We start from the raw sequence: 10,779 nt of genomic DNA, 5'->3' as shown, positions 1-10,779 counted from the left end.
AGGTCAGGAAAAAGGGGCATTATTTAGAAAAAAGACGGAGAATTACCTTTTGGACGAATTGGGGTAACTTAATGCCAAGATCGTAAGAATTTTGGTGCGCGCGTTACATAGAGGCTTTTCTGCTTTATCCGCCATTATCCGGCTTTTTTTAAAGTGCGGTAAGAGAACATTACCACGTGTCATAAAAATAAAAAATAGTCTCAAAATTTCCTCAGAACGAGCCCTAAAGGGCCTAAAGCGGACCTCTCAGGCCTTCGAGCAGCGGATCCAGCTCCGCCAGGGATCTCAGGCCGTAGGTCACGAGGAAGGTCTCGGTCGTCCCCCAAAGCTGCGGCTGGCCTGGCACTGGCTTGCGGCCGACGCTGCGAATAAGGCCTTTCTCCTGCAGCAGGGCCAGGGTTTTCTGGGGGAGGGCGGCATCCCGGAAGCTTTCGATCTCGGGTCGCGTGACCGGCTGACGCGCAGCGATCAGCAGCAGCACTTCGAGTACGGCGCGGGGTAAGCGCTCTGGTGGTTTCTCCAGTACCTCTGTCAGGGCCTCTGCGAGATCGGGGGCGGTACGAAACATCCAGCCGTCTCCAACCGCGACCAACTCAAATCCCAGCCCCTCGGTGCGCCTGGCCACTTGGCTCAGGATCTGGGCGATCTCTACGTCCTCTCCCAGAGCCCGCGCCAGCGTCATTCGGGACACAGGGCCGCTGCTCTGGAAGAGGAGGGCTTCGGCGAGACGGACGGGATCGGAGACAGAGGACGTCATGGTCGAGAGCATAAGGCTGGTTTTCCGTTTTCCACCAGGGGTTGCGATATGCTCGGGGTGGATCTTTTCTAGGAGAGGAGGCGGCCAGGCTCCGCAAGACGTCGTCGTTAAACGTTGTTTTTGTGCTAAAGGATAGAAATGCCGATCCGACCGGAACTGAAAGCATTATATCCTCTCAACTGGCCCGAGTTGAGCCGACAGGTGCGGTTCGAGCGGGCTAGGGGATTGTGCCAGCGGTGTGGTCGACCCCATGGACAATTCCTTCAGGTCTTACCGGGTGGCCGATGGAAACATCCGGAAACAGGGCACTGGTTCAATGGCCGAGGCAGACGGGTTTCACCCCCGGACCTGATCGAGCATCTGCAAATGCGACAGACGAAGGTAGTTCTGGCAGCGGCGCATCTAAATCACGACCCCACCAGCAACCGGTGGCGCAATCTGCGTGCACTCTGTCAACGCTGCCATCTGCTGCACGACAGGATGTATCATCTGGCTCAACGACGCCTGACCTTGCGGCGGCGTCTGGCGCTAGGGGACTTTTTCGAAGGTCCTTATCGGATTGGAGCAACACGTGACAGGAATGAGCCGTTCTGAGCTGTATCTTATGTCTGCTTTTTACGCCGTGAAATGTTTTATAAACGGGATGTTGAAGCTCCTCGTTTGAATTCGAGCTCGTAGATGGTTTTTATAGAGACCAACTCATGAGACGCTGTATGGCAAATTAATTTACCCGCGTTGGATGGCGGGTGGGTTAGGTCACGTTGACAAAAGATCTATACGATCTGCCTGAGATCTGATTCACCTCCTGCCTGTGGGGTCACGAGCAGAGAGAGAGAGAATAGGCATGGCACGAGGCGATCTGACGGATCAGGAATGGGCGCTAATTGGTCCGCTTTTGCCTTCTGAGCGTGGACGTTGGGCGCGCCCGTCCGGAGATAACCGCCGTTTTCTCAGTGGTATGCTGAACATCCTACGCACTGGATGTCCCTGACGGGACATGTGACGTGCCCCCTTTTTTGTATCCACTCAAAAGGAGAGTTCCGGTATTTTTATGGCTTTGGGTTGATGGGATGACAAGGGTCTCGGGGGCATGCCCCCGAGACCCTTGTCTGGCGATCTGATCCGGTGTCCTGCCATCCAGTTGGGAATGGGGACGCACCGTATTGTAGTCTTCCCGCCAGTCAGCCAGAACCTGTCGCGCATGGCTGAGGGAGGTGAACAGCGTTTCGTTGAGGCATTCATCCCTCAATCGGCCGTTGAAACTTTCGACAAACCCGTTCTGCTGCGGTTTCCCCGGGGCGATATAATGCCATTCGATCTTCATCTCATCGGCCCATTTCAGGATGGCATGGGATGTGAATTCCGTCCCGTTGTCGCTGACAATCATGAGAGGTTTGCCATATCGCTCCACCAGCACCGTCAGTTCCCGCGCCACACGTCCGCCTGACAGCGATGTGTCGGCAACCAGTGCCAGGTTCTTACGACTGAAATCGTCGATAACAGCCAGAATGCGGAACCGGCGGCCACAGATCAGGGCATCCGAGACAAAATCCAGGCTCCAGCGCTGTCCGGGTTCCTGGGGGATGGTCATGGGAGAGCGCGTTCCCAGTGCCCTCTTTCGACCGCCCCGATGACGGACTTTCAGACCTTCCTCCTGGTAAAGGCGGAACAGCTTCTTGTGATTGGGACTGAAGCCTTCCCGCGCCAGAAGATACCCCAGGCGGCGATAGCCAAAGCGGCGGCGTTGGTCCGCCAGTTCCCGCAGGCGCTGTCGCAGGGCAGCATCGTCCGCTCCGGTAGAAACATACCGCGCGACACGCCTGGCAACACCAACAAGCGCACAGGCACGGCGTTCACTCAGGGCCAGAGCCTCCCGTATGTGTCGGGCCGCCTGCCGTTTCGCGACAGGCGTCACCACTTTTTTCCAACGATTTCCTTTAGGGCCGCATTATCCAGCATGGCATCCGCCAGAAGACGTTTCAGGCGGCTGTTTTCATCTTCCAGCGCCTTCAGCCGTTTGGCCTCGGATACCTCAAGGCCACCATAACGGGTCTTCCATTTGTAGAACGTCGCGTCACTGATCCCGTGTTTGCGGCAAAGATCTGAGACCTTCACCCCGGCTTCCTGTTCCTTCAGGATCCCTATGATCTGCTCTTCCGTAAAACGACTGCGTTTCATTCGTCCGTAGCCTTCTCGATCGGACTCTACTTTTAATTGGTTACATTTCCGGGGGGCACGTCAGGTGTGTTCGAAGGGATGAGTCACATATTACGGATGATAGACCGCGAGCGTCATGCTCTGGTCGATACCGACGATCGCGCGCTGGAGTTGTGTCCGCATCCCGCCACTGTCGTCCGACTGTTGATAATAGGCGGTTCTTCGACGACATGATGTGGATGGCTCGGACAGGCGTGCAGTGACGTCATGTCCCATCCGGCTACGGCAAGTGTAAAACAGTGTTTCGGCTGAGACGACCAGCGCGTGTATGATACGCTTCTGGAGACGCTGGTCGATCTGGTCGGCCGTAATCGATCAGCGGATATGATCGACAGCACAGAGATTCGCGTCCATCACTGTACCATCGTGATAACAAAGGTGCTGGCCTTAGTCGACGCGCTTGGCCGGTTGCAGAGAGGGCTTACAATCCAATTACATGCCCGCTGCCTACTGCTCGCCTTCATCCTGAAGCCCAGATAGGCTAACGATCAGTAGGTTTTCGAACCGCTGTTCCGCGCCATCGGTGTTCGTCTCGACAAGCCTCTGGTGGAGCGTGGCTAGGATGCCGATCAAAGATGATCAACAGTCCTTGAGAGAATGCTAGGCCGTTGATCTACATCACCCTTGGCCATCTCGACCGACTCATTTTTTGAAAAGCCATCGTGGCAGCCTTCCGACTACCGTCTCCGAGGTATTTAGGGCGATTGTGTCATCCTCTTTACCTGAGAATGGACAATGTCGACAATTTAGCTGAAATAAATTATTCTAACGTAATAATTCCTTTTAAAATCAATGCTATAGAAAAACAAGAATAATCTCTTGATATGTGGCTCATTGCCGATTGATCGTCGGTCTTAGGTGTCAGGTTGTGAGACGTCATTGGGACAGCGTATCGTGGGCTATTGCCGCTTACGCCCCCTGGTTTGACGTTGAACGCCGGAGTGATTGTTAATGCATCAGATCCATCCGCAAGCCCGCACCACACCTGTCGTCCGGGCCGAAATCGCACGCTCGATGGAAGGGACCGGGGTGTTGGCGCGACGCTTCGGCGTCAGCGACGAGACGGTGCGCAAATGGTGCAGGCGTGGAGCCGAGGGATGCACGGATCGAAGCAGTAAGCCCCGGTTACTGGCCTGGAAAACGACCGAGGAAGAGCGCGCGATTGTCTGCCATCTTCGTCGCGCCACCGAATTCGGGCTCGATGACCTGACGTTCGTGCTGCGGCACTTCCTGCCTCACCTCAACAGAGATAGCGTCTGGCGTATTCTTAAGGACGCAGGGCTCAACCGACGGCCGCCGAAGGAGAAAATTTGTCCCGTGCGCGGCGACGGCACATTCCGGGACTACGACCTGGGCTATGTCCATATCGACGTGAAGCATCTGCCGAAGCTGCAAACCAAAGATGGCGAGGCCCGTAAACGCTTCCTGTATGTCGCGATCGACCGCTGCTCACGTTTCGTGCATCTGGCCGTCTACGACGCCGAGAATGCTGCCAATGCCGTCGATTTTCTAAAGACCGTCAAAACCGCCTTTCCTTTCCGGATCACGCATATCCTGACCGACCGAGGCTCGTGCTTCACTGCAGACGCCTTCGAGAAAGCCTGTCAGAATGTCGATCGTCGGCGAACCAGAGCGTATTCTCCTCAGACGAACGGGATGGTCGAGCGGTTCAACGGTCGCATCGCAACCGAGGTTCTGCCGATCAACGTCGCACACCACACGGATCTCGAAGTCCTGCTGCATGGGTTCAATCACGCCTATAACCTGCGCCGACAGCGAGTTCTGGGCGGCCTTTCGCCTACCGCCAAAGTCGCCGAGCGCCTCAGGCAGAGACCACGTCTGCGTAATCTAAGCTATAAAACTATGACAGAAGTCAGTATCATGAACGACGTCGACCGTATCATGGTTTACGCCAATGACGTCTCACAACCTGACAGCTAGTCCCTGTCTTTAACCTTTTCAAAGAGGCGCTGCCACACACCGAGTTTCGACCATCGAATGAGCAGTTGTGCGGCAATCCACCAGGGATCAAATTCAGATGGCAAGGCACGCCACTTCGCACCGTTTTGGTGAAGCCAGAAAATCGCAGATATCGTCCGTCGAAGGTTCTTCGGTGGGGTCTTCCCCTTCGGACGGACTTCCTCGATCAAAGGCTCCCGGACGGACCATGCGGTATCGGAAAAGACAGACTGCATAATGCTCATCATAAACAGCTATTCAGTCCGTTCTGTTGTTCAAGACCTAACAGACCCTAAGCCGCTCATTATACGGGTATAAAGATCTCTATTGGCGCTCCAGCGCCTCCAAAGATTGGAGAGTGCCCTATATCTGGATCACACTCTCAAGGCGTATCACGCCAAAGCAGGATATTTTGATTGGCAAGAATGATGCGGCTCAACTTCCGGCAGTCATCAACGCGGGTCCATCATGATTTTTTGAGAAAAGGACCGTAGATGCTCCATCTGAATCTGGGCATCCGTCAGCCCAAAAATCACTCATCTTCAGTCTTCTCACAGAGTCTGAGAGAGAGGCTAAATGGAACAATACCATTTTATGGTTAATTAATTTTAATGTATATTATAAAGTGTTTTCAGTCGGTTATTTAAAATAAAAAATCTTCTCGAAAAGGCATTTCTTGATTGTACCCTTTTTTTTGGGAAAATCACATAAATTGAACCTCTTTGTATGGCATACATTAGAATTTGTATGGGTTCAAAGATTTGAAAATATCATCAAATAAGCAGACAATACTGTCAGAAGTTAATTCTTCTTTCTCTAAGACCCTCAAATTTACATCCGGAAAACCGTATAAAGCGAGTATAACCATGAAAAAAAATGAAATAACCCCAGAGGAAGTTTATCCAAACACAAATGCGGAAGCCGAAGGAACTCTAAAAAATAGACTTATTGGAATGACACTTGGTCTATTTCTTGCTCATGTCTATGTTGCTTTAGCTTTATATTATACATCTATTGATGATAAGGGTTATTTTCATACCAGCTGGCTAGCTCTTTTCGGAACTTTTGTTTCTTCGATGATTTTTTGTTACCATATTGGTATATCAAAGGTTATTTCAGAAAAAAATAACGGAATCTACGGTCGTTACTTCTCGCCTTTGATTTCGCCATCATTATGGGGATTTGTTTTGATCGTGATTGCCGTCCTCTCTGTCTTCCAATGGCAACCTTGGTTCATGCCATATAGTGTATGGGCATGGCCTCTGACATTTGCTTCCATCATGATCGGTTATTTCATCGGCCCTGTATTCGACAGGATGTTTGTGACGCTTGGAAGATTCTCCCGGAGAGCATGATGCGGCTGGATGAACACTGTCCGGCATTTTCTTTGCGGACCACCGAAGGTGAATATGGTTTCGAGCCAACACAGCAGACTTTCAAATTAATTGTATTTCTGCCTTCTCCATTCTCAGTTTCCGATACCCAGGATATTATGAATATTGATGGGTGCTCAGATTTTTACGCTAAAAACAATATCGACGTTCTTTTAATTTCTCAATCAAGTATCCATGTAAATTTGGGTTGGATAAAGGCTATTCAGACGGTGTACGGACGCGAAGTCACCACAATGATTGGCGAGGATCCGACAGCAGAAGTTTTCAAAGCATATGGCGTCGCAAATGCAAAAGCTGCAGTTGTTGTCGACAAGCAAGCTCGATGCAGATGGCACTTTAGTCTGGACCGTCGTCTGACGTTTAATATCGAGGAAATCAAAAGGGCTATGTTGGCTCTCATTGAAGTCAGCGGTTCGTCCTCTAAAACACCGGAAGGCTGGGGTCCGGGGGATAGAACGATTAAGGATATACCTTTGAACAGAAAATCTATTCTCCGTAATCGAAAGTGGTTTTATGACCTTTCTCCGGAAAATAAGTAATGAAGACGCACGAACTTCTACGAAGCTGGCGCGAGATTGTAGAACAGACCACGGGCCCGTTGTACAAAGGCATTGTTCAGGCTTTGGTATTGTCAGTCCAGCAGGGTGTATTGCGAGAGGGCGATCGTCTTCCCACTCAGAGGATGATTGCCACCTCCCTTGGTACAAACCTTACCACTGTCACCCGTGCTTTTCGGGAGGCACATCAGATCGGGTTGGTTGACGCCACCGTCGGTCGCGGAACATTCATCCGAATAGGAGCGTCCACCAGACAATGGCAGGCTAGCAGGACAAGTATTGTCGATATGACGATGAACTTGCCCCCTGTGCCAAACCGACCTTCTCTTGCAACATCAATGCAGGCTGATTTTCAAACCTTATTCAAAAGTCAGAGCATAAGCAGCCTTATGTCCTACCGGGTAACTGGAGGGACTTATGATGAACGCTGCCAAGGAGCAAAATGGATTGAACCGCTCATAGGCCACAGGCGTCCTGATGAAATTGTAGTTACACCTGGAGCGCAAACCGCGATTGCAGCTGCGCTCAGTGTTCTGACCTCGCCAGGTGATATCATCCTCACCGAAAAAATGACATATCCTGGACTCCGTGCTGTCGCGAACCAGCTTGGAATTCTACTTGTCGGTGTGGACGGAGACGAACAGGGCTTTCTGCCTGCAGCGCTTGAAGAAGCGTGTCAGATACATTGTCCCAAGGCGATATACTGCACCCCAACCATCCAGAACCCGACAACGATAACGCTGCCATTGTCGCGGCGTCAGTCCCTTATGAAAATTGCGCATGACGCAGGCATCTATGTCATTGAAGACGACCCTTATAGCCTGCTTCTGGATACCCCAATTCCCGCATTATCCGCTCTTGAACGTGGGCGCGTTATCTATATTGCTACGCTCGCCAAGGTTCTCAGCCCAGGATTAAGAACAGCCTATGTTGCCCTTCCAAATCCCGAAATTCATCAGCGTTTTATCACCGCAGTACGGGCATTTTCTTTAACTAATGCCGGTTTGCTCAGCGCTCTCACTCTTCGGTGGATGCAGTCTGGACTAGCAGGGACTATTCTTGCTGGCATCAAAAGCGAATTACGTCTTCGACAGTCTATTGCCCGAAATATCTTGGGTGATCGTCCTGGAATGAACCCAAACGGACCACATATCTGGCTACATCTTCCTTCATGGTGGAACAGCTCTGACTTCGTCGCCTATGCTCATCATAGAGGGTTGGCGCTTCTACCGAGTAGTGTATTTGCAGTGTGCGGCTCTACATCAGAAAATGTTCGAATTTCTTTAGGGAGTATAGATAATATAGATGACGTTGAGAAAGCGATGAGAGATATTTCTATTATACTTCAATATAGAATGGATAATAATATTATATCGGTCGTTTGATATTTTAATTTCTAGAATATTAATTTTCATTAATATGTATATCTAAAAATATCAGTAATTATTTTGCATTTTTTATTATTGGTAGATTGGTATAGAGAAACGTCCATCTCGCCTTTCAAACAAATTTTCCGGTCAGCGCGATCTATGGCAAAAATCACCTGGAGGGTTCTAAAAACTCCATGGTTTTGAGTGCGTATCTGTGATTCCATACCTCCTGTGGTGATTGGGTGGATGAATGAATAATGAAACAGCCTGGTTTCTTTGATGTTGAAGAGCGGCTTGCTCGTTTGAGCGGTCTTGGCGATCAGCTTGAAGCGTTTTCCCGGACTGTGGATTTTGAGGTGTTCCGCCCTGATCTGGAGAAGGCTCTGGCCTATTGAGATGGAAGCAAGGGCGGGCGACCGCCATTTGATCCGGTGTTGATGTTCAAGATCCTGGTGATCCAGACGCTCAACAATTTGTCTGATGAGCGGACAGAGTATCTCATCAACGATCGCCTCTCCTTTATGCGTTTCCTTGGTCTGGGACTTTCAGATCGGGTGCCCGATGCCAAAACAATCTGGAGGGATCGAAGAACCGTTGATTGATGTGCTTGGCGGGTAATTTCTGGCTTTTGGCGATTTGATTGACGGTTTTTGCGATGGCATCCGGTCTGCGTTTTGAGCAGATTGGGAGCTGTTACCCGCTTGAGAGCTACGCTGTGGTGCTGATCCGCTGCAGGAAGAGGAAGCGGCGCATGTTGTAGACGATATTGGCCAGCCCGATCCTCATGGTGGCCCGGGTAATACCGACAGTTCGGATGAACAATCCCGTCTGTGATTTCTGGTCGGCAAAAACATGCTCGACACGCGAGCGGATCATGGACTTTCCTGCATTGGACCGCTGGATATGGAGTGGCATGGGTTTGAGATGCGGCTTCTTCCTGTGAACCTTTGAGACAAAGCCATGCTTTTCCATGAAGTCTTCATTGGCTTTTGAGCGATACGCTGTATCAGCCCAGACGCTTGAGGCCGTATTGGTTTTATCCAGCAGCCCCTCTCTCAATCGCGCACCATCACTGGCGGCGGCATCCGTCGTCTTCCATTTTCGGATGAACCGAAACTTCCGATCGATGGAGACGTGGGATTTGTAGCCAAAGAACGGGATGGCAAGATCGCTGGATGGCATGGTTCCATCATCCTGCTGCTTCGCCTTCGTGAACTTCAGCGTCCATCGTGCATGCCTGTCCTTGTGCGACAGTTTGGAGGGCTTGTCCTGCCAGTCTTCAGGAATACGGCCTGCTCGCAGATCCGCTTTCTCTGCGTTTGTATTGCGCTGCTTCGGAGCCGCTACGAGCGTGGCATCCAGGTTCTGGCCTGACATCGGCAGATACCCAGCGCTGCGCAGGGTCGCATCAAAGCGCTCAAACAGTCTTTCAATGGCCCCCGCCTGTGTCAGGCGTTCACGGAACAGCCAGATTGTTTTGGCATCGGGCACCCGATCTGAAAGTCCCAGACCAAGGAAACGCATAAAGGAGAGGCGATCGTTGATCAGGTATTCCAGAGGTGGACCCCATTTTTCGGACAGGTGTCTAAGCTCTCATGACCGTCATTAGGGGAGTGCAGTTGCAAGAAGCCTACACCATGACTGGTGTCTGGTGTGACCAAAAACTGATAGTGGACCTGACGGGTGTGCCGCGAGCCGATCGACGACGATTGATCATGCTCTCATCCGCGGGTTGGCTACCGCATTTCCCATTTCCGTCGTGGGCCTTCCTCTCTCTATAGACGGGCGTCGGTCGAAACCTGCCCCAGCTTACAACGAGGATTACCCATCTTGCCTGGTCTTCGCGGCACGCCCGTCAGGTCCGATGACCGGGCGAAGGAAGCCGTGTCAGGTTGGTTGCACGCGGCGACCGATATCCCAGATGAAGCCGACCAGCTCGCGCGCGATCGCCGTGATTACTTTCGGCAAGGCTTTACCCGTCTGTTCGGACAGTTTTTGGGTTTGAATAAGCTATACCCGGTTGTTGTCATGCCGCCATTCTGACGGCGCTGCTGTTGGCCCTCTGGTCCGGGGTTAACCCCGGACCAGAGGGCGTCGGCGCGTCATGATACGCCTCATCGGGCGTGCGTCCAGCCAGTGCTGCGTGCGGACGCTGCCCGTTATAATGGGTGATCCATTTCGTGAGCCCCACTCGAAGTTCTGATCCGGTCTCAAAGGCGTGCAGGTAGACGCATTCGTATTTCATCGACCGCCACAGACGCTCGATGAACACGTTATCCAGCCAGCGCCCACGTCCATCCATGCTGATACGGATCTGACGCTCTTCCAGGAGCCCGGTAAAACGGGGCGTCGTGAATTGTGAGCCCTGGTCAGTATTGAAAATTTCCGGGGTGCCGTAGCGCATCAGCGCATCCCGGAGCGCCTCGATACAGAACTCCGCGTCCATCGTGTTCGACAGACGCCAGGACAGGACCTTGCGCGTGAACCAGTCCATGATCGCCACGAGATAGAGAAATCCCCGTTTC

11 protein-coding genes and 3 pseudogenes are annotated in these 10,779 nt (G+C 51.9%); 8 read left to right on the top strand and 6 right to left on the bottom strand.

Annotation, left to right across the window (positions count from 1 at the left end):
- Positions 1-232: 232 nt before the first annotated feature.
- Positions 233-757: an SMC-Scp complex subunit ScpB gene (scpB, locus tag GJA01_RS14435; RefSeq protein ID WP_253783046.1), complete on the bottom strand. Its 525-nt coding sequence runs from the start codon at positions 755-757 to the stop codon at positions 233-235.
- A 138-nt stretch (positions 758-895) separates the two neighbouring features.
- On the opposite strand from scpB, the gene GJA01_RS14430 reads away from it, so the two are divergent.
- Both GJA01_RS14430 and GJA01_RS15765 read left to right on the top strand, forming a co-directional pair.
- Entirely contained in the window at positions 896-1,351 is a 456-nt protein-coding gene (locus tag GJA01_RS14430) for a hypothetical protein (RefSeq protein WP_082785164.1), read from the top strand.
- 250 nt (positions 1,352-1,601) lie between these two features.
- Positions 1,602-1,748, top strand: a complete 147-nt coding sequence (locus GJA01_RS15765; protein WP_216634280.1) for a transposase — start codon at positions 1,602-1,604, stop codon at positions 1,746-1,748.
- On the opposite strand, the gene GJA01_RS14420 is transcribed toward GJA01_RS15765, so the two are convergent.
- Together GJA01_RS14420 and GJA01_RS15355 are read right to left on the bottom strand one after the other, a co-directional pair.
- A protein-coding gene (locus tag GJA01_RS14420; RefSeq protein WP_099282468.1) for an IS3 family transposase occupies positions 1,728-2,935 on the bottom strand; the annotation gives its coding sequence in 2 pieces (ribosomal slippage) (positions 1,728-2,677 and positions 2,677-2,935; 1,209 coding nt in all). The genes GJA01_RS15765 and GJA01_RS14420 overlap by 21 nt on opposite strands.
- A 90-nt stretch (positions 2,936-3,025) precedes the next feature.
- Positions 3,026-3,190: a hypothetical protein gene (locus tag GJA01_RS15355; protein WP_156470251.1), complete on the bottom strand. Its 165-nt coding sequence runs from the start codon at positions 3,188-3,190 to the stop codon at positions 3,026-3,028.
- Positions 3,191-3,925: 735 nt separating this feature from the next.
- On the opposite strand from GJA01_RS15355, the gene GJA01_RS14410 reads away from it, so the two are divergent.
- Positions 3,926-4,915 (top strand): IS481 family transposase, encoded by a 990-nt coding sequence (locus tag GJA01_RS14410; protein ID WP_062502365.1) that lies wholly within the window; start codon positions 3,926-3,928, stop codon positions 4,913-4,915.
- A gap of 2 nt (positions 4,916-4,917) precedes the next feature.
- Here the strand turns inward: GJA01_RS14410 and GJA01_RS14405 are convergent.
- Positions 4,918-5,169, bottom strand: a pseudogene (locus tag GJA01_RS14405) (transposase); the annotation flags it as partial.
- 630 nt (positions 5,170-5,799) lie between these two features.
- Between GJA01_RS14405 and GJA01_RS14400 the strand changes: the two are divergent.
- The 4 genes and pseudogenes from GJA01_RS14400 to GJA01_RS14385 all read left to right on the top strand — a co-directional run.
- Positions 5,800-6,288: a hypothetical protein gene (locus GJA01_RS14400; RefSeq protein ID WP_062502400.1), complete on the top strand. Its 489-nt coding sequence runs from the start codon at positions 5,800-5,802 to the stop codon at positions 6,286-6,288.
- Positions 6,285-6,866: a redoxin domain-containing protein gene (locus GJA01_RS14395; RefSeq protein ID WP_253783044.1), complete on the top strand. Its 582-nt coding sequence runs from the start codon at positions 6,285-6,287 to the stop codon at positions 6,864-6,866. Before GJA01_RS14400 ends, GJA01_RS14395 begins: the two co-directional genes overlap by 4 nt.
- Positions 6,866-8,269: an aminotransferase-like domain-containing protein gene (locus GJA01_RS14390; protein WP_010505745.1), complete on the top strand. Its 1,404-nt coding sequence runs from the start codon at positions 6,866-6,868 to the stop codon at positions 8,267-8,269. Before GJA01_RS14395 ends, GJA01_RS14390 begins: the two co-directional genes overlap by 1 nt.
- 239 nt (positions 8,270-8,508) lie before the next feature.
- A pseudogene (locus GJA01_RS14385) lies at positions 8,509-8,850 on the top strand (transposase); the annotation flags it as partial.
- 112 nt (positions 8,851-8,962) lie between these two features.
- Here GJA01_RS14385 and GJA01_RS14380 read toward each other — a convergent pair.
- Positions 8,963-9,808: pseudogene (locus tag GJA01_RS14380) on the bottom strand (IS5 family transposase); the annotation flags it as partial.
- Between the two features lie 276 nt (positions 9,809-10,084).
- Between GJA01_RS14380 and GJA01_RS15175 the strand changes: the two are divergent.
- A complete protein-coding gene (locus GJA01_RS15175) occupies positions 10,085-10,297 on the top strand; it encodes a hypothetical protein (protein ID WP_145993806.1) in 213 nt (70 codons plus the stop codon).
- Here the strand turns inward: GJA01_RS15175 and GJA01_RS14375 are convergent.
- Positions 10,281-10,779: integrase core domain-containing protein (locus GJA01_RS14375; protein WP_145993805.1), on the bottom strand; the 499-nt coding region annotated here is incomplete at its 5' end. The two genes, GJA01_RS15175 and GJA01_RS14375, sit on opposite strands and share 17 nt — an antisense overlap.

This window comes from Gluconobacter japonicus, from assembly GCF_002723975.1.
In the GTDB taxonomy this organism is placed as follows: domain Bacteria; phylum Pseudomonadota; class Alphaproteobacteria; order Acetobacterales; family Acetobacteraceae; genus Gluconobacter; species Gluconobacter japonicus.
Note: the sequence above shows the minus strand (reverse complement) of the source record. Positions and strands in the feature narration are given on the sequence as shown.

What these genes read in the sequence shown, in the direction of transcription:
- GJA01_RS14430 (WP_082785164.1), top strand. Translation starts at nt 896, where the DNA reads ATGCCGATCCGACCGGAACTGAAAGCATTATATCCTCTCAACTGGCCC.
- GJA01_RS15765 (WP_216634280.1), top strand. Translation starts at nt 1,602, where the DNA reads ATGGCACGAGGCGATCTGACGGATCAGGAATGGGCGCTAATTGGTCCG.
- GJA01_RS14410 (WP_062502365.1), top strand. Translation starts at nt 3,926, where the DNA reads ATGCATCAGATCCATCCGCAAGCCCGCACCACACCTGTCGTCCGGGCC.
- GJA01_RS14390 (WP_010505745.1), top strand. Translation starts at nt 6,866, where the DNA reads ATGAAGACGCACGAACTTCTACGAAGCTGGCGCGAGATTGTAGAACAG.
- GJA01_RS14395 (WP_253783044.1), top strand. Translation starts at nt 6,285, where the DNA reads ATGATGCGGCTGGATGAACACTGTCCGGCATTTTCTTTGCGGACCACC.
- GJA01_RS14400 (WP_062502400.1), top strand. Translation starts at nt 5,800, where the DNA reads ATGAAAAAAAATGAAATAACCCCAGAGGAAGTTTATCCAAACACAAAT.
- GJA01_RS15355 (WP_156470251.1), bottom strand. Translation starts at nt 3,190, where the DNA reads ATGGGACATGACGTCACTGCACGCCTGTCCGAGCCATCCACATCATGT.
- scpB (WP_253783046.1), bottom strand. Translation starts at nt 757, where the DNA reads ATGACGTCCTCTGTCTCCGATCCCGTCCGTCTCGCCGAAGCCCTCCTC.